This window comes from Streptomyces sp. NPDC021225, from assembly GCF_044332865.1.
Taxonomy (GTDB): Bacteria; Actinomycetota; Actinomycetes; order Streptomycetales; family Streptomycetaceae; genus Streptomyces.
This window is the reverse complement of sequence record NZ_JBIRPV010000003.1, coordinates 1,098,120-1,118,101: the sequence shown is the minus strand read 5'-3', so window position 1 is coordinate 1,118,101 and position 19,982 is coordinate 1,098,120. Positions and strand designations below refer to the sequence as shown.

Genomic DNA, 19,982 nt, shown 5'->3' with positions numbered 1-19,982 from the left:
ATCGGCGTTCCGGGGGACAGCCCCATGCCACTTCATTGTCCTGGAACGTCGCATCGAATCGATTCGACGAAGTGGCCAGCAGTGATGTTAAAGGCATGTATCCGATGGCGACAAGAGTCTCAGGAGAAGAAAACAGCCACGGCTGCGCCGGGCAGGCCCACGGCAGCGTCGGGCAGGCGCGCGGGGAAGGCTCGCGGAGTTCAGGCCCGCGGGGCGGTGAGCGGCGCGTCCCCCGGCAGCAGGACCGGAGCGATCAGAAGGTGGCCGACGGTGTCGGCGAGCAGCCGGGGACCGGCCTCCGCGTCCCCTTCGACGGTCTCGCGCAGCGCCGTGGCGGCGGCCACGGCGAGCCGGGTCACCTCGCCGGCCAGCGTTTCCACCGGCAGTTCGACACGAGGCAGCCGACGGCCGGCCGGGTCTCCGGGCAGGGCGCCGATCACCACGACGGTGAGATCCTCGGGTATGCGGAGCCCGGCATCGGTCACGGACGTCAGGATGTGGTGATGCGCGGAGGGGTGCTGCACGATCAGCGCGGTCGGCCGCCCGCCCGCCCCGTCGTCCGCGCGCTCCGCGAGCAGCGCCCGGAGCCGGCGGGCCAGTCCGGCCGGATCGTTCACCGCATGGGCCACCGTGACGGCGGCGCCGGCGCTCCGGCCGCCGCGGGTCGCACCGGCGATACCCCGGAGCGCGTAACTGCGCCTGGCCGCCACTTCCGCCTCGGTGGGTGCGAGGTACACCATCTCGCGGTGTCCCGCGGCGGCCAGCTCCCGCACCACCAGGGCAGCGGCCTCCTCCCAGTCCAGGTCGGTCCACGGCAAGGCGTCCTCGTCGGCCGGCCGCCCGATGAGCGCGGCGGGAAACTCCAGCTCCCGCACGACATCGATCCGGGCGTCCTCCATATCGACGGCCATCAGCACCGCCGCGTCGGCAAGGCCGCTCAGCGCCACGCGGCGCAGCCCCTCGGCCTTGTCCTGGGACGTGGTGAGCAGCAGGTCGTAGCCGAGTCTCACGGCTGCGTCGCTGACCTCGATCGCGAAGGGGCCGTCCACGGCGTTCCGCCGGCCGGCCGGGCGGGGCAGCGCGAGAGCGATCACATGGGTGCGGCTGCTGCGCAGGGTCCGGGCGCTGGCCCGCGGGTGATACCCGAGTGCGTCCACGGCCTCCTGCACGCGTCGGCGCGTCTCATCGGAAATGGGCCGGGAGCCGTTGAACACGTAGGAGACGGTGCTCGGCGCGACCCCTGCGTGCTGGGCGACATCCCTGATGGTAGGCAACCTCGACCCCTCGGTGATGCGGGCACGACGACGAAAGGCCTGAGCGGCGAACCCCATCATATAAGGGACGCCCGGAGACCCGTCGCGGCAGGTCAGGCCGCGTCGCGCCGGCCGAGGAACCCGTCTGCCCCGGTGGGAGGTGCCATTCCTCAGGCGCGGACCAGGGGGGTGTCGACCAGATGCTCGGCGAGGAACCACGCCTGCAGTTCGCCGGTCCGGATCACCTGGGAGACCAGCAGATCGTTGGTGCCGTCGTCACCGCCCTCGGCGGTCCGGGCGGCGGCGTCATGGGCGTCGATGAGGATGGTCTCGTGGGCCTCCAGCAGTCGGGACAGCATGGCCGGCACCTCCTCCACTCCATCCGGGGGCCGCGGGATCGAGGTGATCTCGGCGACGTGCCGGGGATCTCCCACCGCGACACCGCCCAGCGACTGGACGCGTTCGGCGATGGTGTCGATGATTTCGAGCTGTTCACCGGCGTGCTTGTCCAGGACCAGATGCAGCTGGTAGAAGGTCGCGCCGCGCATCAGCCAGTGGTGCTTCTTGTAGAGGCCGTAGAGGATCTGCGTGTCCGCGAGGGCCTTGTTCAGGCGCTGGCAGGAGTACATCCGTGCCTCGTAGGACAGGGCGACGGGGAACTGCTTGACGGTTCCGAACTCCTGGATCACCTCGCCCTTCTGGTGCAGCCAGGGCTGGCTGCCGTGCGGGGATGTCGCGTTGGTGGTCATGGGCCGCCTCCTGCGGTGCCGTGTGGTGCGTACCCCGGTGACGCTAGGTGTCCGGCCGGGGGCCGTGTTGACCGGCAGTGCATGCGGTGGTGCCCACCAGCGCACTGTGCCCCGTCCTCGTCCTCGGCGTTCACTCTCGGGCAAGCCTCCGTGCACGGGCGGACTCGGGCCGTTCTCCCGGCGCTCTAGCGTCAGCGGGACGGTCCATGCCCGGAGAGCCGGCGGAACGAGGAGAGGCATGAGCGTGAACGAGCAGGCGGATGTGGTGGTCGTCGGGCTGGGGCCGGGCGGTGAACACGTCGCCGGCACGCTGGCTGAAGCGGGACTGGATGTGGTGGGGGTCGAGGCGGGGCTCGTCGGCGGCGAGTGTCCGTACTGGGCCTGTGTGCCCAGCAAGATGATGATCCGGGCCGGGAACCTGCTCGCCGAGGCGGGCAGGGTGCCCGCCCTCGCCGGTGCGGCGGTGGTGACTCCCGACTGGACCAGAGTCGCCGAACGGATCCGGAACGAGGCCACCGACGACTGGAACGACCAGGTGGCCGCGGACCGCTTCGTGGCGAAGGGCGGTCGGCTCGTCCGGGGGACGGGGCGCCTGACCGGGCCGCGCCGGGTGACCGTCGGTGAACGCACCTTCGAGGCCCGGCGCGGTGTCGTGCTGGCCACCGGTACCCGGCCCCGGATCCCCCCGGTGCCGGGGCTGGAGGAAACGCCGTACTGGACCAACCGCGACGCCATGGCCGCCAAGGAGCTCCCGGCGTCCATGGTGGTACTCGGCGGGGGCGCCATCGGCGTCGAACTCGCCCAGGTCTTCGCCCGCTTCAACTGCGCGGTCACCGTGGTCGAGGGACAGGACCAGTTGCTGTCGCAGGAGGAGCCGGAAGCGGGGAAGCTGGCCGCGGAGGCGCTGCGCGCGGACGGTGTCACCGTTCTCACGGGCGCCCGGGCGCGGCGGGTCGGCCATGACGGCACCGAGTTCACCGTCCGTCTCGAGGGCAGTGAACAGCCGCTGAGTGCCGAACGGCTTCTGGTCGCCACCGGACGCGTGGCCGACCTCAGTCCGCTGGGGGTCGACTCGGTGGGGCTCGATCCGGCAGCGGGAGCCGTTCCCACGGACGGGCGGATGCGGGCCGGGGAAGGGCTGTGGGCGGTCGGCGACATCGCCGGCCGGGGCGCCTTCACCCATGTGTCGATGTACCAGGCCGGTATCGCCGTCCGGGACATCCTCGGGCAGCCCGGTCCCGAAGCCGACTACCGGGCGCTGCCCCGCGTCACGTTCACCGATCCGGAGATCGGGGCCGTGGGGCTGACGGAGCGCCAGGCGCGGGAGCGGGGGCTGCGTGTGCGCACCAGCGTGGTGGCCGTCGCCTCCTCCACGCGCGGCTGGATTCACGGGCCGGGCAACGAGGGGTTCATCAAGCTCGTTGAGGACGCCGACCGGGGCGTGCTGATCGGGGCGACCTCGGCAGGACCGGTGGGCGGCGAGGTGCTGTACGGGCTGAACGTGGCCGTCCATGCCGAGGTACCCGTCGAGCGGCTCCAGCACATGATCTACACCTATCCGACCTTCCACCGGACGATCGAGGCGGCCCTGGGAGCCCTCCGCTGAACGCCACCCCGACCACGCGGGCGGACCCGGGCGCCGGGCGGTGGCGCACCATGGTGGGCCGCAATCCCGGCGAGCCGCATCGGTCCGCCACTTCGCTGGAGCTCTTCTTCGACCTGTGCTTCGTCGTCGCGGTGGCGCAGGCGTCCATGAGTCTGCATGAAGCGTTCGCTGAAGGGGAGCACGGCAGCGGCGCGCTGCGCTTCGCGCTGGTGTTCTTCACCATCTGGTGGGCGTGGATGAACTTCACCTGGTTCGCCTCCGCCTACGACCCGGACGACGTCACGTACCGGCTGACGGTGCTGGTGCAGATCACGGGATCGCTCATCCTCGCCGCCGGTGTCGGGCGCGCGTTCGAAGACGGCGATCTGCACATCATCACGCTCGGGTACGTCGTGCTGCGGTCGGCGTTGGCCGCGTTGTGGCTGCGCGCCGCGCTGTCCGATGCCGCCCGGCGGAGGACCGCACTGCGCTTCGCCGCGGGGGTGACGATATGCCAGCTCGGCTGGCTGGGGCTGCTTCTCGTGCCCGCTCCGGCGCGGCTGCCGGGCATCGTGGTGATGATCGTGGCCGAGCTGTCCGTTCCCGTGTGGGCGGAGTCCGCCGGGAGGACCCCCTGGCATCCGCACCACATCGCCGAGCGCTACGAACTGTTCACCCTCATCGTCCTCGGCGAGTCGGTCGCGGCCGCCACCGTCGCCGTTCGGGGCGCCTTCGAGCGGCATCACGGCACCGGTTCGCTGTACGCGCTGGCGGCGGGCGGCCTGCTCATGGCCTACGCCATGTGGTGGCTGTACTTCGCCCGCCCCGCGCACACGCTGCTCGCCACGACGCACCAGGCGCGCCGCAGGAGATTCCCGTGGGCCTACGGCCACTACCTGATCTTCGCCTCGGCGACCGCGGAGGGCGCCGGTCTGGCCGCGTACGCCGATCACGTCACGCGTCACACCGGGTCCTCGCCGACTGCCGCCGGCGCCGCGGTCACCGTTCCAGCGGCGATCTTCCTGATCACGGTCTGGCTCGTGCACCTGCGGCCACACCAGAGGAGCCTGGCCGAACGGGTTCCGTTCCCCCTCGCCGCGGTCGGTGTCCTGGCGGCCGCCTGGTCCCCGGCACCCGCGCTTGTCGCCGGTGTGCTCCTGGCGGGCCTGGTCGTGGTGGTTACGGTGCCGCGCCACCCACCCGCCGCAAGGGAAAGGAAGCAGTATGCGCAGGCTGCTGAGTGACGCGCTACACACGCTCGCACCGCCCGGCCAGGATCGCCATGGCCCGCTGCCTCCCCTGCTGCTGACGCTGACGGTGGTCACGGGGCTGGTCGACGCGGTGAGCTATCTGACACTCGGACATGTGTTCGTCGCCAACATGACCGGCAATGTGGTGTTCCTGGGGTTCGCTCTGGTGGGCGCCGCGAGCCTGTCCGCGGTCGCCTCTCTCGTCTCCCTGGCGGCGTTCCTCGCCGGCGCGCTCGCCGGGGGCAGGATCGGCACCCGGTTCGCCACGCACCGCGGCAAGCTGTTGAAGACGGCCACCGCCGTGCAGACGGTGCTGGTCACCGTCAGCGTGGCCACCGCCGCGGTCACGGACGGCCGGGTCACCACGGGCGTCCAGTACACGCTGATCGTGTTCCTGGGGCTCGGCATGGGGCTACAGAACGCGGTCGCCCGGCGCCTCGGTGTCCCTGACCTCACCACGACCGTACTGACCCTGACCCTGACGGGGCTGGCCGCGGACTCCACTCCGGCCGGCGGCGCGGCGCCACGGCCCGGCCGCCGGATCCTGTCCGTACTCGCGATGTTCCTCGGCGCCCTCGTCGGAGCCCAGCTGGTGCTGCACGGCCACCTCGTGCTCACCCTGAGCCTGGCCCTGCTGCTCCTCGGCCTCACCTCCGTGGCCACCCACCGCCTCTCGGCCGACGACCCGGACTGGACCCGGCCGCCGTCCTGACGCGGTGCACCGGACATGTCTGAGCCCCCCCTGCACCAGAGGGCTCAGGCGTATCCGGCGGGGGCTACGACGCCAACAAGCCCTGGGTGTCGCGCCACTCGCGGGGGGCCATCCCGTAGGCGGCCCGGAAAGCCCGGCTGAAATGCGCGGCGCTGGTGAAGCCCCATCGGTGCGCCACCGCGGCGATCGTGGAGCTGCTCGCGCGGCGCGAAAGGTCGCGTCGGCACTCCTCCAGGCGACGCCGCTGGATCCACCGGCCGACCGTGACGTCTTCGCTCTCGAACAGCTTGTGCAGATAGCGCAGGGATATGCGGTGGGCTCGGGCGATGGACTGTGGGGTGAGATCGGGGTCTGCGAGATGACGGTCGATGAACGCCTGGATCCGCAGCAGCAGTGCCCGGTTCCCGCCGGGCGTGTCCTCGTTCGATCGGCCGAGAACCTCTCCGGCCAGCGCGCCGAGCATGTCCACGACGTTGCGGGCCATCAGCTCGCTGGTGCGCGGCGAGTAGGTTCCCGCGCCGTCCACGAGCCCGGCCAGGAAGGGCGAGAGCAGACTGCCGAGGGGCGTGTCGGGGCCGAGCGGGGAGGCCGTGACATGAGCCATGTCGGACTCGCTCAGGCCCAGAATCTCTCTCGGCACGACGAGGGACTTCGTCCGGAAGGACTGGGGAAGATTCAGCCGGACGGGGCGCGCCATGTCGTAGACGAAGATGTCTCCCGGCCCGAGGACCGCTTCACGGCCGTCCTGCTCCAGCCGGGCGACTCCCCTGTCCAGCAGTTTGACCACCACGTACTGGTCTTCGACACCCTGCGTGACCAGTCGGCGCGTGCGCAGGGCGGACAGGCAGTCGCCGTCCACGGTGACGGCCTGAAGCGGGCCGAGCGGTGCCGTACGGATCGTGCCGGAATACACCTCGTCGGGGACGGTCATGTCCACGGCGCCGAACGTTTGCGACAGGGCTTCACGCCAGTACGACCGTCTGCGCGGGACGGGCAGCGAATCGGTGGTGTGGAAGCTGCCGGAGGCGCTTCGTTCGAGCCGCACACGTTCCGGCCTCGATGAATCCAGCAACATGATCCCTGTCCTTCAACCGGTGAGCCTGCTGCATCACCGTGCCAGCGGCCCGGGAGCGGCACATCGCGTGAATCCGCTAGATCACGGCTGCGGGACCGCCCTCACCTGCCGGCTCCCGTGGTGGCGCCGGCGGTGACATGGCGCTGGGCGACGACGAGCAGTACGGCGGCAGGGACGGACGCCATGACTGTCGTGGCCATGATGGCGTTCCACTGGTTCGTGTGGGCCCCGATGTACTGGTAGATGCCCAGAGTGATCGGTCGAACGGTGTCCGTGGTGGTCAGTAATTCCGACCCAGATGTTGATGAGGATCACCGACACGAGCGCCTGGGAGGTCCCGGTGAGCCAGGGGACGCCGGACGACGAGAGATGGAGGCCGCGCAGCGCCGCGTTGACGACTCCCGTGTCGGGGTCGAGCGTCCACTTCCACGTCGTTCCGGAGACGACCAGCGGCAACAGCCACGGCAGCAGCAGGAGCGATCGCAGAACGCCGCCGAGCGGGAAGCGGCGCTGGAAGAACAGGGCGAAGGCCAGGCCGAGCGCGAACTGCCCGATGATCGATCCGGCGGTGAACAGGAGGGTGGTCAGCAGGGCCTGGGAGAACAGGTCCGACGAGAGGATCGCCGAGTAGTTCCGCAGCCCCACGAACGGCGCGGAGCCCGTGTAGAACGTCGTGGTCGTGTACTGCTGGAAGCTCATCACGACGTTCCTGAAGATCGGGTAGCCGAAGAACAGCAGCAGGTACGCCGCGGCGGGCGCGATGAACATCCACTGGGCCGTGCGCTCCCGAAAGCGTGCCCGGGCCGCGGCCCGGTCCCCCGCGACGACGGCGCCGTCGTCCTGCCCGGTGCGGGGCTTCGGCAGGGCCGGGGACGGGTCAGTCACCGGTCGCGAACCGCTGCGCACGCCTGAGGGCTTCCTCCGGTGTCTGCTCGCCCGTCAGCGCGGACTGGATCGCGGTGTATATCCCGGTCGCCGCCTTGGGCCATCTGACGCCGAGCTCACTGGTGCGGGCGCGTGCCGCTTCCAGGCTGCTGACGAAGGCAGCCATCGACGGAACCCGCTCCGCGTGCCGGGCGGCCACCGCGGTGCGGGAGGGCACGGTGAAGTGCTGCTCGGCCAGGGTGAGCATGTTCGAGGAGTTGTTCAGGCAGGCGAGAACCTTGGCGGCCTTGTCCTGCCGGGCCTTGGAAGGGCTCTGCGGGACCGTCCACACCTCACCGCCGAGCGGGGTGACCGGGGTCTGGCCCGTCCGGGGGACGGGGATGGGGGCAACCCCCCAGCGCAGGTTCTTGTCCTTGTTCAGGGCGGGGATCCGCCAGGGGCCATTGACCATCATGGCGGTCCTTCCGGCGGCGAACTGATCGTGGACATCGGCCTGTGTCCAGTTCAGCACCGACTTCGACATGGATCCGCTCTTCACCAGGTCGACCCACAGCTGGAGTGCCTGCGCGGCCTGCGGGGTGTCCAGCCGCCTCTCGTCCCCGCCGTTGGACCACAGGAACGGCAGGAACTGCCAGGCGCCCTCGAAAGTGGCGTTCGCGTCGACCGCCATGCCGTAGCGCCCGGGACGGGTCAGCTCGGCCGCGGCCGTCTTCAGTTCGCTCCAGGTCCTCGGCACGGCGACACCGGCCTTGGCGAGCATGTCCTTGTTGTAGAAGAGGGCGACCGTGCTGACGTAGGGGGCCAGTCCGTACACCTTTCCCTCATATGTGCCCGCCGACAGGATGCCCGGGGCGAGGCCGCCGGGTTCGATGCCGTACTGGTCCAGAGGGGTCAGCGCGCCGGTCCGGGCGATCTGCTGAAGGTCGGGGTTGTCCAGCATCAGCAGGTCGGGAAGGGTCCGCGACGACGCCTGCCGCAGGACCGTGGGGATGAGCGACGCCCCTGGCACGCTCCTCTGCTCGACCTTCACCCCGGCGGTCCTGCCACAGGCGGTGAGCATCTCGTCCCACTGGGTGTGCTCAGGTTCGTCGGTGTAGTAGTCAAGCGCGGTGATGGAGGTCACCTTGCCGGTGGCGGACCCGCCACCGGTTCCGCCACCGCACCCGGTGGCGCCCGCTATCAGAATGATGGTTCCGGTCAGGAGGGCGGCGATCCGCCGCGCCGGCGGACTGGCCGGTGAGATCATTCTGATGCCTTTACCGAGTGACGTCTGTGGCTGGAGTCGGCAGCGCGAGGATGGCGGACTCCAGGGCGCCGTCAAGATGACCCATACCGGCATCTTCCGCTCGAAAGCATGTTACAGGGCGGCCTTGACCGGCCGATGGCAGGGAAGTTTCAGAAGAGCGACATCGGCAGGCCCCCGGTGGCGCTACCGTCATCGCCCTGTTCGGCGGCTTCCCGGATCATCGCCACCACGGCGTCGGGCTGCGACAGCACCACGGCGTGTGAGCCGTCCAGCGCGTATTCGGTGGCCGCCATGCGTTGTGCCATGAAGCGCTGAGCGGTGGGGTTGAGTATCCGGTCGGCGGTCGCGATGGCGTACCAGGACGGCTTGGAGGCCCATGCCGGCGGGCCCGATCTACTGGTCAGCGCGGTCCAGGCGATCGGGCGTTGCGCCACGGACAGCACCTCCCTGACGCTGGTCGGCAGGTCGGCGGCGTACACCTGCGGGAACTGTTCCTTACGGATGTAGAGCTCGCGGTCCGGGCCGCCGGGGATCGGGGCGGGGAGGGCGGCGGTGAAGGTCGCGTCGGCCCCCGGCGCGGGGGCGAAGCGGTTCACGATGTCCAGGACGCACTCGCCCGTGTCGAGTCCGAACGCGGCGACGTAGCACAAGGCCACGACGTTGTCGGCGTCGGTGGCGGCGTGTGTGATGACCGCGCCACCGTAGTCGTGGCCGACCAGGACGACAGGGACATCGATCTCCCGCACCACGCTTCCGATGTAGGCGGCGTCCTGCGCCAGACCACGCAGCGGGTTCGCCACGGCGCGCACGGGCAGTCCGGCGGTGTGCAGGCGGCTGATGACCCCCGCCCACGACGAGGCATCGGTGAACGCCCCATGGACAAGCACGATGGTCGGCGGTGCGGGGGTGGATCGGTGCATGCCGGTGACCTCCGACTGAGTGTGAGCGATGCGCCAGCCAAGCCCGTCGAGGCGTGGCAGCGCATCGCGTGAACGTACCAACTGGTCCGCTCAGTTGTCGGGCAAGGCCATGACCACGTTGGCGAGCTGAACCCGGGAGTTGATCGACAGCTTCTGGAAGACGGACGTCAGGTGGGTGTTCACCGTGTGCGGGGAGACGACGAGCAGGTCGGCGGCCGACCGGTTGGTGTGACCCTCGGCGACAAGGCGTGCGACCTTCTTCTCCGAGGCCGTGAGCGCCTCCCATCCCTGGACGGGGCGCTGCTTGGTCACCGCCCCGCGGCTGCCGGCTCCCGCACCCTCCAGAGCACGCCGTACGCGTGCCGCCTCGGCGTGGGCACCCGACTCGGCGAACGTGTCACGGGCTTGCGTCAGCGCGGCCGCTGCCTGACGTTTCCGGCCTGCCGCCAGGAGCGCCTGTCCGAGATCGGCGTGTGCGGCGGCCCGCACCAGCGGGCGAGGGCCTGCCTTCAGCAGCTCCGCGGCGTGTTCGAGCATGGCGAGATCGTTTTTCACGAGCCCGAGGGCCTGCGCCGCGATGCCCGTGGCCGTCGGCACCGCGGCGTTGCGTTCGGCGTGGGCTTCGGCCTGTGCGGCCAGGTCCTCGGCCAGCTCGTGCTCCGCGCCGCGCAGGGCTATGCGTATCGCGGAGTCGACCCAGTCACGCAGAAGCCGCCACCGCATGAAGCGACCTTCGCGCTGCACCTGCCGAATCCTGTCGACGGCACGCCCGATGTCCCCGTCGGCCTCGGCGTGGACCGCCTCCAGGAAGCGCACCGCGGCCGTGTTGCCCGGGTTCGGTTTGGCCGCCAGTCTTTCCCGCGCCGCGGCCAGGTGCTCCCGCGCCGCCTCTCGGTCGCCGCGCAGCAGGGCGATCCGGGAGCGGATCACGCGGCCGTTCACCTGCTGGACGGGCGTCTGCACCTCGTCCTCCAGGCGCTCCATGGTCATGAAGCCTGCGTCGGCGTCGTCGAGCCGGCCGAGCCCCAGATCGTACTGGCCCTGCGCCCACAGCATCATCGCCTGACGCATCCCCCCGGCTTGCTCCGCCGCTTGCGAGAGCAGCCGTTCGCCGGACGCGAAGTCGTCCATGTGCAGGTGCGCGACGATCTCTTCGGGAAGGAAGGCGGAATCGATGGCGCTCAGCGCGGCAAAGCGCTCCAGCGCGCCCGCGTTCTCGCCCGCGTTCTGCGCGATCTCGCCGAGCCCGGACAGGGCCAGGATGTGTGCCTCCCGATCACCGACCGCGGTGGCGGCACGCAGCGCGGACTCGCCGATCTCACGCGCCGCTACGAGATCATGGTCCCGGGACAGGGCCAGTGCGTGCAGGGCGGCCAGCCTCGCCCCGATCTCCGGGGCGGCGCCCCCCATGGCGAGGGCGGTTTCGGTCCGGCGGCGCAGGTCGCCGGCGAGATCCATGTTCCACAGCGCCCCACCGAGGGCAGCCTGAAGCCGGCTGAACGCCTCCAGCGGTGGTTGGCCGGCCAGTAGCCGGTCGCCTGTCGACAGCGCCTCGCGGTTCCGGCCGGCCCGTGTCAAGGAGAGGATCGTCCGCTCACCCACGGTGAACCTCAGCGGCAGTGCCGGGGGCACCAGATCCAGCGCGCGTGTCATCAGGTCGGCCGCGAGGCCCGGCATGACCGACAGCACGTCGTCGGCCACTCGCTGTAGCAGCACTACGCATTCCTCGTCTCCGGGCAGGGCTCCCCTGAGGATGTGCGGCACCGCGTCGATCGGCTGGTGGCCCGTGGAGACAAGGTGGCGGGCAGCTTCTCGGTGAAGTGCCTTCCGGGCCGACGGCGGGATGTCGACGTAGACCGCCTGGCGCAGCAGATCATGCCGGAACACCAGATGGTCGCCGTCGTCGTCCAGGAGTCCGGCGCGCACGGCTTCCTCGAGCGCCGGGATCAGCGTGGCGGCCGGCCGGCCGCAGAGCGCGGCGGCGTCATGGAAACCGAAGCTGCGTCCCAGCACCGCTCCCATCTGGAGGAAGCGCAGGGTGTCGGGGTCCAGGGACCTGAGCCTGCCACGCACACCCACCACGAGCCCGGGGGGCACAAGCTCGTCCGAGGCCTCGGCGGTCCGCAGGCCCGCGAGCATCTCGACCGCCAGAAACGGGTTCCCGCCGGCCCCCTCGAGCAGGTCCCGCACCTGCTCGTCAGCCGCTGCCCCGAGGGTGTCGCCGACCAGTTGATCCATGGCCGCGCCGGACAGTGGCCCCAAGGGCACAGTGACCGTCGGGAGGTTGCCGGTCGCGGCGGCGACGACCTCTTCCGCCGGGCCCGCGGGCTCCCGTCGCGCGGTCAGCAACCACAGAACCGGCGAGGTCCGCAGGCGTGTCGGAAGCTGTTTCAGGGCAAACCGGCTCAGCGGATCGGCCCACTGCACATCGTCCAGGCCGATCAGCACCGGCATGCTGCCCGCTCTGGCTTCGATCGCCTCCGCCAGGCGCTCCACCAGCCAGATGCGCTGATCATGGTTGCGGGCGAGATCGGCAAAGGCATCGCCGGACAGCAGCGGCTGATCGCCGTGCAGGACGCTGGCCGCCAACGACGAGAGCGGCACGATGTGATGAAGCTCATCGGCCTTGCCGACGCCGACCGAGAATCCCGCCGCCCTGGCTCCGGAGACGGCCTCGGCGAGCAGCGTGGTCTTACCGATGCCCGGTTCCCCCTGGATCAGGGCCAACCCGCCGCTCCCTGTGCGGGCCACCGAGGCGATCAGCGCCTGAAGCGCTTCGAGCTCGGCCTCTCGGCCGCGCAGACCGCTACGGGTCAGCCGCCCACGCCGGGCGGCGGATCCCGGCGGCTGTACGCCACCGGCTCCGTCCGTCGGCCATGGCTGCTGAGAACGGTCCAAGTGGGGTCCTGTGTCGGTGCGTGTCCGGAAGAGCGCCGGAATGCCTGCGGCGGGATCAGTGGCAGCCTACCGGGTCACATCTCCCCCACCGCCGGGCACCCGCTCCGCACGCGAGAGCCACCCCGGGCGGCAGGACCTACGGCGCGCCGACGACAGCCGACCTCACCGGCGTCGTCGGCGAACCACCCCCCGACCGCGGCATGACCTTACGTGGCCGGCCCGGTGCCCAGCGTCAGCCGGGGATGGCCGCGCCGATGAGCGCCGGCCGGGGGCGCCGCGCTCAGTGGGCGGTGGCCCGGATGGCATCCTCGATCAGCTGGATGACGCGCTCCGGGTGGGCGAGCATCACCAGGTGCGAGGAGTCGACCTCGACGGTGGCCATGTCGGCCCGCTCGTAGCCGTAACGCTGCACGTCGGGGTTGATGGTGTGGTCGGCCGTGGCCACCAGGCCCCAGGAGGGCTTGGTCTTCCACGCCGCCTCCGGCGCCTTCTCGGCGAAGGCCTGCGCGGCCAACGGACGCTGGGAGACGGCGAGGACGGCCGCGATTCGCGGGTCGACGTCGGCAGCGAAGATGGACGGGAACTTGTCGATCTCGACGGACACATCGGTGCCGGGAGTGGTGGAGCCCTCGATCGGGAAGGGCGTGTAGACGAGCGCGGTGGCGAGGTCGGAATCCGGGAAGCGACCCTGCAACTCGCCCAGGCTTTCGCCCTCCTCCAGGGCGTAACCGGCCAGGTAGACCAGCGCTTTGACGTTGTCCTCCGCACCGGCGACGGTGATGACGGCACCGCCGTAGGAGTGTCCGACCAGGACGACCGGCCCGGGAATCTCACGGACGATCGAGGCGATGTAGGCGGAGTCGCCGAGCAGACTGCGGTTGGGCACCGCCGGCGCCACCACGTCCAGGCCACGGGCGATCAGTTCGGGGATGACACGGCCGAAGCTGGACGCGTCGGCGAAGGCGCCGTGGATCAATACGACGGTCGGGCTGTCGGAACGAGACAAGGCACAACTCCCTGTTGATGTATTCGCGATCGGCCGATGCGGGGGGGAGGCCGGGGCGGAGCCCAAGGCTCTTCGTGGGGCCGGACCGGCACAGGCGGTGTCCGAACCGGACCACCGGCCGCAGGCGTGAACAGCAGCACAGTACGGGCGGCCGGTGGAGCCGCCTTGTCTGTCGATGCACCACGTGTTGTCCGACCGCGCCACCGAGGGGTGCCGGTGAGGGACCCCCCTTCCCTCTTCCTGACACTCCCAGGCAACAAGCGATGCACTCGAGGACAACAGGCGGCGAGACATTCGCCCTAGCGTGATGACTCCCGGTGCCGCGAACACCCCGACGCTGGCACTGCGGGCGTCAGTCACTCCGCACGAAGGAACGAGAGCTTGCCGTACATCACCGTGGGTCAGGAAAACTCCACCACCATCGACCTCTACTACGAGGACCACGGCACCGGGCAGCCGGTCGTCCTCATCCACGGGTTCCCGCTCGACGGCCACTCCTGGGAGCGGCAGAGCGCCGTGCTGCTGGACGCGGGCTACCGCGTGATCACCTACGACCGCCGCGGCTTCGGACAGTCCAGCCAGCCGACGACCGGGTACGACTACGACACCTTCGCGGCCGACCTGAACACCGTGCTGGAGACCCTCGACCTGCGGGACGCCGTCCTGGTCGGCTTCTCCATGGGCACCGGTGAGGTCGCCCGGTACGTGTCCGCCTACGGCTCCGCGCGGGTCTCCAAGGTCGCTTTCCTGGCCTCACTGGAGCCCTGCCTGCTCAAGACCGACGACAACCCCGACGGGGTCGCCCCGAAGGAGTTCTTCGACGGCGTCGTCGCGGCCGTCAAGGCGGACCGCTACGCGTACTACACGGCCTTCTACAAGGACTTCTACAACCTCGACGAGAACCTCGGCACCAGGATCAGCGAGGAGGCCGTACGCAACAGCTGGAACGTCGCGGCGAGTGGCGGCTTCTTCGCCGCGGCCGCCGCACCGTCGACCTGGTACACCGACTTCCGGGCCGACATCCCGGCCATCGACGTGCCGACCCTGATCCTGCACGGTACGGGCGACCGGATCCTGCCCGTCGAGGGGACCGCGCGGCCGTTCCACAAGGCGCTCCCGTCCGCCGACTACGTGGAGATCGAGGGCGCTCCGCACGGCCTGCTGTGGACCCACGCGGAGGAGGTCAACACCGCGCTGCTCACCTTCCTGGCGAAGTGACCCCGTCGCAGGTCCGCCCGGCGGGCCTGCGACGCGCGAGCGCCGTAGGGATCCCCGCCCCAGCGATCCCTACGGCGCCCATGCGTGGTGACCCTGACGCCAACGCGCCCACGGATCCCGCCATGCCGCCTACAACCCGCGGCGACGCGTTTCCGAGCGGCGCGGGTTCCGTGCGTGCGTCATACGGACATGAGGGCGTGCAGCGCGGCGCCGGCGAGCGTCGGCTCGAGCCGTGCCCGTCCGTCGAGGAAGCCCAGTTCCAGCAGCACGGCCAGTCCGGCCACCGTCGCTCCGGTGGCTCGGATCAGATGCAGGACGGCCTCCGCGGTCCCGCCCGAGGCCAGGACGTCGTCGATGACCAGGACCCGGTCGTGTGGAGCGAGAGCGTCGTCCTTGAGCTCGATGACCCCGCTCCCATACGCGAGGTCGTAGGGACGCGACAGAACCGGCCCGGGAAGCTTGCCGGCCTTGCGTGCGGGCACGAAGCCGACGCGCGCCCGCACGGCGACGGGCGCACCGAGGATGAAGCCCCTCGCCTCCACGCCGACGATCTTGGTCGCTCCGAGCCGGACGCACACGTCCGCGAGTAACTCGACGAGATGCCCGAAGGCCACGGGGTCGGCCAGGAGGGGAGTGATGTCCTTGAACACCACGTCCGGGTTCGGATGGCCGGGCACGTCCCGGATCCGCTCGCGCAGCAGAGCGATCGCGGCCTCTTGGTCGGTGGGACTCGTCATCGTCATCACAGGCTCCTCAAAGGAGGGAAGAGCAGGACAGAAGATCGTCTCCGGCAACGGGCGGGCCGATGCCGGAGACGGCGGTGTCAGTGCGATGCGGGTGGGGCGGCGAAGGTCACAACTCTACGGCCCGCACGAAGATCCGGCTGCCAGGGGAAATCGGCCACTTGGCGAGGAAGTTCTCATGGTTCCGGCCGAACGCCGGCGTAGCCACGGTTGTTGGCGTGGGCCAGCGGCGCGCCGACTCGGCGGGTGGCAGGTGCCGCACGTTCGTCGCTGACCTGCACCTTCACGACTTCATCCACCTCGTGGCACCACCGGCGCCACGGATAGTGCCAAATACGGCCCACCATGGCGCCATTCATGTGCCATGATGGCATCACGGCAGCGCACCCCTCGGCCTCACGGGCCGAGGGGTGCGCGTTTCGCGGAGTGAGCCATCAAAGGGGTCGGATCATGGAGACAGCGCAGAGCCAGGAGCAGGCGGCGCCCGGCGCCTTCACCGCCTTCGCCCGCTTCGTGCTCTGTGGCGGTGGGGTGGGGATCGCCTCCAGCTTCGCCGTGGCGGCCCTCGCCTCCTGGGTTCCCTGGGCCCTGGCCAACGCCCTCATCACCGTGGTCTCCACGCTCCTCGCCACCGAGTTGCACGCCCGCTTCACCTTCGGCGCGGGCGGGCGCGCGACCTGGCGCCAGCATGCGCAGTCGACTGGGTCCGCGGCCGCCGCGTACGCGGTGACCTGCGTGGCGATGCTTGGCCTGCACCAGCTGGTGGCGGCGCCTGGCGCGGTGCTCGAGCAGGTGGTCTACCTGTCCGCCTCCGCACTCGCCGGTGTCGCGCGGTTCGCGGTGCTGCGCCTCGTCGTCTTCGCGCGGAACCGCTCGCAGGCCGCGGCCACCATCCACACCGCCCGTCCCGTGCACGCCACCGTGGCCCGCGTCTCGGCCCCGGCCGACCCGGGGGCGCTCTGCTCCGCCGCCTGACGGGGTCGGGCAGACCGGTGCGTCACGACGACGCACGCGGGCTTGCCGACCTCGCCGGCGTCGTCACGGGTTCCAGCCGCAGCCGCTGAATCGGCCACGGTGGCGGCTCGGCCGGGCCGAACCAGACCCGGACGTCCTCCCCGGTGCGGACGGGCAGGAGGGGATAGTCGTTCTCGGCGTGCTCGGTGCGGTGCAGCGCATGGCCCGAGCCCAGGTGCCGGGCGGCATAGGCGTCGAAGGCAGCCGCGTCGGACGGCCGGCAGATCGTCGCGACCACCTCGCGGGTGCCCGGCTCCGCGGCGAAGCACGGCCCACGCAGCAGCAGGACGTCGTCGCTGTCGACCATGGTGGCGTTGGCCTCGTCGCGGAACTTCCGCCAGACCGGGCCGGTGTAGAACGCCTCCAGCGCGCGCCGGCGGTGCACCATGTCGGGGAACGCGCGCAGCCAGACGAAGCGGTCCGGGTCGTCGAGGTCGCGGAAACGGCCGCCGAGAGTGATGCCGACCGCATGCTGGCCGATGACGAACTCGCGCTCGAACAGCTCGATCAGCGTCTCCCGGGCGCCGGGATGCAGGGTGTACTGCCGGAGTTCGACGATGCTCATGCGCCGGCCCGCCCGGTGCGCGTGAAGTCCATGGTCCAGTTGAGCTCCCAGGTTCGGCCGTCGTCGGCGGAGAACTCCTGCTCCCAGCGGGCGGCGTCCGGGCCGAGGCGGTACCAGGTGAAGTGCACCCGGATCGGGCGGCCGTCGTAGGTGTCCTCGCCGTGGAAGTCACCGCGGTCGCCCGTGAAGCTGCCGGTCACGGGGGGATCCAGTCGCCCCGTCCGGCTGTCGGACCAGTGGATCGACCAGCGCTCCGTCTCGCGGTCGAACAGTCGCAGGGTCACGCCCTGGCGGCCGAGGGTGGGGAAGGTGATCTCGTCGATGTTCCCGGCACCCCCGAACAGCGGCCGGACCACCGCGTGACCGGGGAACTCCACCCAGGTGGCGGGGCCCGGGCCGAGCGGTGCGGTGAGACGGCGGTTGGCCACGTCCCAGGAGCCGTGCAGGAAGTCGAAGTCGTCCATGCGCCGCAGGCTAGGGACACTCCCCTGACATCCACTGTCAGTGGATACTGGGCGGCATGCGCGCGAGCCGACTGGTCACCCTGCTTCTGCTGCTCCAGAACCGGGGCCGGATGACGGCCCAGCAGCTGGCCGAGGAACTGGAGGTCTCCGTCCGTACGGTCTACCGGGACGTCGAGGCGCTCGGCGCCGCCGGTATCCCGCTGTACGGCGCCGCCGGACACGCGGGCGGCTACCGGCTGGTCGACGGCTACCGGACCCGCCTCACCGGACTGACCGCGGACGAGGCACAGGCCGCGTTCCTCGCCGCGCTCCCCGGCACCGCCGCCGACCTCGGCCTCGGCGAGGCACTCGCCACCGCCCAGCTCAAACTGCGGGCCGCCCTTCCGGCGGAGCTGCGCGAGCACGCCGGGCGGATCCAGGAACACTTCCTGCTCGACGCCCCCGGCTGGTACGGCGACGCCGACCGTACGCCTCACCTGGCCGCGGTCGCCGCCGCGGTGTGGGCGCGGCGGGCGGTGCTCTTGCGGTACCGGCGCTGGCGCGCGCCGGAGGAGATCGAGCGGCGGGTGGAGCCGTACGGGCTCGTGCTCAAGGCCGGCCGCTGGTACGTGGTCGCCGGCGGGCCGTCCGGAGTCCGCACCTACCGGGTCGACCAGATCGTCGAACTCCACTCCCTGGAAGAGGAGTTCGTCATCCCGGACGGGTTCGACCTGTCCGCGCACTGGAACAGCTACCTGGCCGACTTCCGAGCCCGGCTGCACACCGGGGAGGCTCTGGTACGGCTCACACCGGAGGGAGCCCGCCGCCTCGGCGTGACACCCGCGGGTGACGGATGGACGGAGACCCGGGTGCCCATCGAATCGATCGGCCACGCCCATGGAGAGTTCCTGCGGCTGGGCACCGACGTCGTGGTCGTCGCACCGGCGGAACTCCGCGACCGCATCGCCGAGACGGTACGGACCCTCGCGACCCGCTACGAGGGGTGACCCCGGGCAGAGGGACCTCTTGGCTTCACGACGCCACCCGCTCGCTGCGTACGTCGTCCGGGTGGGCGAGGCCCAGGTGGTCACGCAGGGTCGGGCCCTCGTACTCGGTGCGGAAGACGCCCCTTTCCTGGAGCAGCGGGACGACGTCGTCGGCGAAAGCGTCGAGGCCGCCGGGGGTGATGTGCGGGACGAGGATGAAGCCGTCGGCGGCGTCCGCCTGGACGAAGTCGTCGATGGTCTTCGCGACGGTGGCCGGGGAGCCGACGAAGTTCTGCCGGTTGCCGGTCTCGATGACGAGATCGCGGATGGACCAGTTGTTGGCGGTGGCGAGCTCCCGCCATGCGCGGGCGATGGCCAGCGGATCGCGGTACATGCGCACCTGCGCCCGGCCGCGGGCGATGTGGTGCTCGCCAGGGTCCGGGTCGATGTCGGGGAGCGGGCCGTCGGGGTCGTACGAGGACAGGTCCCGGTTCCAGACGAATTCCAGGTGCTTGATGGCCGTGGCCCCGCTGACCTGTTGGCGGCGCACCTCCTTGGCCAGTTCCTCGGCCTCGGCGTCGGTGTCGCCGAGGACGAAGGTCGCGGCGGGCAGGATCAGAAGCTGGTCGGGGCGGCGGCCGTAGGTGGCCAGCCGGCTCTTGACGTCCGCGTAGAAGGCCTGGCCCTCCTTCAGGGTGGCGTGCCGGCTGAAGATCGCGTCGGCGCTCGAAGCGGCGAACTCGCGGCCCTCGTCGGAGTCGCCCGCCTGGAAGATGACCGGGCGGCCCTGCGGGGAGCGCGGGACGTTGAACCGGCCGTGGATGTCGAAGTGGCGGCCGGTGTGGACGAAGGCCCCGGCCTTCGCGTCCCGCAGGAAGGTGCCGGTGGCCTGGTCGGCGAGGATCTCGTCGCCGTGCCAGGAGTCGAAGAGCTCGCCCGCGGTGGCCAGGAACTCCTTCGCGCGCGAGTAGCGCTCGTCCTGCGGGAGGAAGCCGCCACGGCGGAAGTTCTCGCCGGTGAAGGCGTCCCAGGAGGTGACCACGTTCCAGGCGGAGCGGCCACCCGAGAGGTGGTCGAGGCTCGCGAACTGGCGGGCGACCTCGTAGGGCTCGTTGAAGGTGGAGTTGATGGTGCCGGTCAGGCCGAGATGCTCGGTGACGGCGGCGAGCGCGGCGAGGACGGTGAAGGTGTCGGGGCGGCCGACGACATCCAGGTCGTAGATCTCACCGTCCTGTTCGCGCAGCCGCAGTCCCTCGGCGAGGAACAGGAAGTCGAACTTGGCACGTTCGGCGGTGCGGGCGAAATGGACGAAGGAGCTGAACTCGATGTGGCTGCCGGCCTCGGGGTCGCTCCACACGGTGGTGTTGTTGACGCCGGGGAAGTGGGCTGCCAGGTGGATCTGCTTCAGCGGCTTGCTCATGGTCGTACGTCTCC

At 70.7% G+C, this 19,982-nt stretch carries 18 protein-coding genes; 6 read left to right on the top strand and 12 right to left on the bottom strand.

Translation table 11 applies throughout. The annotated features are described in order from the left end of the window. Window positions 1–200: 200 nt before the first annotated feature. Window positions 201–1,274, bottom strand: coding sequence for a LacI family DNA-binding transcriptional regulator (locus ACH4S9_RS18315; protein ID WP_398372909.1), 1,074 nt, complete (start codon window positions 1,272–1,274; stop codon window positions 201–203). 149 nt (window positions 1,275–1,423) lie between these two features. Then, window positions 1,424–2,002: a DNA starvation/stationary phase protection protein gene (locus ACH4S9_RS18310; protein ID WP_311721750.1), complete on the bottom strand. Its 579-nt coding sequence runs from the start codon at window positions 2,000–2,002 to the stop codon at window positions 1,424–1,426. Between the two features lie 238 nt (window positions 2,003–2,240). On the opposite strand from ACH4S9_RS18310, the gene ACH4S9_RS18305 reads away from it, so the two are divergent. From ACH4S9_RS18305 to ACH4S9_RS18295, 3 genes are read left to right on the top strand one after another with little or no spacing between them, the layout of a single operon-like run. Further along, on the top strand, window positions 2,241–3,608 hold the full coding sequence (locus tag ACH4S9_RS18305; protein WP_398372906.1) for a dihydrolipoyl dehydrogenase family protein: 1,368 nt from the start codon (window positions 2,241–2,243) through the stop codon (window positions 3,606–3,608). Between the two features lie 50 nt (window positions 3,609–3,658). Continuing rightward, window positions 3,659–4,831, top strand: coding sequence for a low temperature requirement protein A (locus ACH4S9_RS18300; RefSeq protein ID WP_398372904.1), 1,173 nt, complete (start codon window positions 3,659–3,661; stop codon window positions 4,829–4,831). Beyond that, window positions 4,812–5,549, top strand: coding sequence for a YoaK family protein (locus ACH4S9_RS18295; RefSeq protein ID WP_398372902.1), 738 nt, complete (start codon window positions 4,812–4,814; stop codon window positions 5,547–5,549). The genes ACH4S9_RS18300 and ACH4S9_RS18295 overlap by 20 nt, the downstream gene beginning before the upstream one ends. Before the next feature lie 64 nt (window positions 5,550–5,613). Here the strand turns inward: ACH4S9_RS18295 and ACH4S9_RS18290 are convergent, their stop codons facing one another. From ACH4S9_RS18290 to ACH4S9_RS18265, 6 genes are all read right to left on the bottom strand, one after another. After that, entirely contained in the window at window positions 5,614–6,624 is a 1,011-nt protein-coding gene (locus ACH4S9_RS18290) for a helix-turn-helix domain-containing protein (protein WP_398372900.1), read from the bottom strand. An 81-nt stretch (window positions 6,625–6,705) separates the two neighbouring features. After that, window positions 6,706–7,509, bottom strand: a complete 804-nt coding sequence (locus ACH4S9_RS18285; RefSeq protein WP_398372898.1) for a carbohydrate ABC transporter permease — start codon at window positions 7,507–7,509, stop codon at window positions 6,706–6,708. Beyond that, on the bottom strand, window positions 7,502–8,755 hold the full coding sequence (locus ACH4S9_RS18280; protein ID WP_398372896.1) for an ABC transporter substrate-binding protein: 1,254 nt from the start codon (window positions 8,753–8,755) through the stop codon (window positions 7,502–7,504). The genes ACH4S9_RS18285 and ACH4S9_RS18280 overlap by 8 nt, the downstream gene beginning before the upstream one ends. A gap of 149 nt (window positions 8,756–8,904) precedes the next feature. Continuing rightward, the gene (locus tag ACH4S9_RS18275) at window positions 8,905–9,675 is read right to left on the bottom strand and encodes an alpha/beta fold hydrolase (RefSeq protein WP_385338600.1); all 771 of its coding nucleotides are present in this window, start codon (window positions 9,673–9,675) and stop codon (window positions 8,905–8,907) included. Between the two features lie 90 nt (window positions 9,676–9,765). Further along, entirely contained in the window at window positions 9,766–12,573 is a 2,808-nt protein-coding gene (locus tag ACH4S9_RS18270) for a helix-turn-helix transcriptional regulator (protein WP_398372893.1), read from the bottom strand. Between the two features lie 280 nt (window positions 12,574–12,853). Beyond that, entirely contained in the window at window positions 12,854–13,579 is a 726-nt protein-coding gene (locus tag ACH4S9_RS18265; protein WP_398372891.1) for an alpha/beta fold hydrolase, read from the bottom strand. A 381-nt stretch (window positions 13,580–13,960) separates the two neighbouring features. Between ACH4S9_RS18265 and ACH4S9_RS18260 the strand changes: the two genes are divergently transcribed. After that, window positions 13,961–14,797, top strand: coding sequence for an alpha/beta hydrolase (locus ACH4S9_RS18260; RefSeq protein ID WP_311721739.1), 837 nt, complete (start codon window positions 13,961–13,963; stop codon window positions 14,795–14,797). A gap of 179 nt (window positions 14,798–14,976) precedes the next feature. Here ACH4S9_RS18260 and ACH4S9_RS18255 read toward each other — a convergent pair whose 3' ends face one another. Beyond that, a complete protein-coding gene (locus ACH4S9_RS18255; protein WP_311722335.1) occupies window positions 14,977–15,534 on the bottom strand; it encodes an adenine phosphoribosyltransferase in 558 nt (185 codons plus the stop codon). Window positions 15,535–15,990: 456 nt separating this feature from the next. Between ACH4S9_RS18255 and ACH4S9_RS18250 the strand changes: the two genes are divergently transcribed. Next, the gene (locus ACH4S9_RS18250; RefSeq protein ID WP_311721738.1) at window positions 15,991–16,515 is read left to right on the top strand and encodes a hypothetical protein; all 525 of its coding nucleotides are present in this window, start codon (window positions 15,991–15,993) and stop codon (window positions 16,513–16,515) included. A gap of 22 nt (window positions 16,516–16,537) precedes the next feature. Here the strand turns inward: ACH4S9_RS18250 and ACH4S9_RS18245 are convergent, their stop codons facing one another. Beyond that, on the bottom strand, window positions 16,538–17,119 hold the full coding sequence (locus ACH4S9_RS18245; protein ID WP_398372888.1) for an NIPSNAP family protein: 582 nt from the start codon (window positions 17,117–17,119) through the stop codon (window positions 16,538–16,540). Next, window positions 17,116–17,583, bottom strand: a complete 468-nt coding sequence (locus ACH4S9_RS18240) for a hypothetical protein (protein WP_311721736.1) — start codon at window positions 17,581–17,583, stop codon at window positions 17,116–17,118. Before ACH4S9_RS18240 ends, ACH4S9_RS18245 begins: the two co-directional genes overlap by 4 nt. 56 nt (window positions 17,584–17,639) lie before the next feature. Here ACH4S9_RS18240 and ACH4S9_RS18235 point away from each other — a divergent pair, with 56 nt between their 5' ends. Continuing rightward, window positions 17,640–18,569 (top strand): WYL domain-containing protein, encoded by a 930-nt coding sequence (locus ACH4S9_RS18235; protein WP_311721735.1) that lies wholly within the window; start codon window positions 17,640–17,642, stop codon window positions 18,567–18,569. 25 nt (window positions 18,570–18,594) lie between these two features. On the opposite strand, the gene ACH4S9_RS18230 is transcribed toward ACH4S9_RS18235, so the two are convergent. Next, on the bottom strand, window positions 18,595–19,968 hold the full coding sequence (locus ACH4S9_RS18230; protein ID WP_398372885.1) for an NtaA/DmoA family FMN-dependent monooxygenase: 1,374 nt from the start codon (window positions 19,966–19,968) through the stop codon (window positions 18,595–18,597). Window positions 19,969–19,982: the final 14 nt, after the last annotated feature.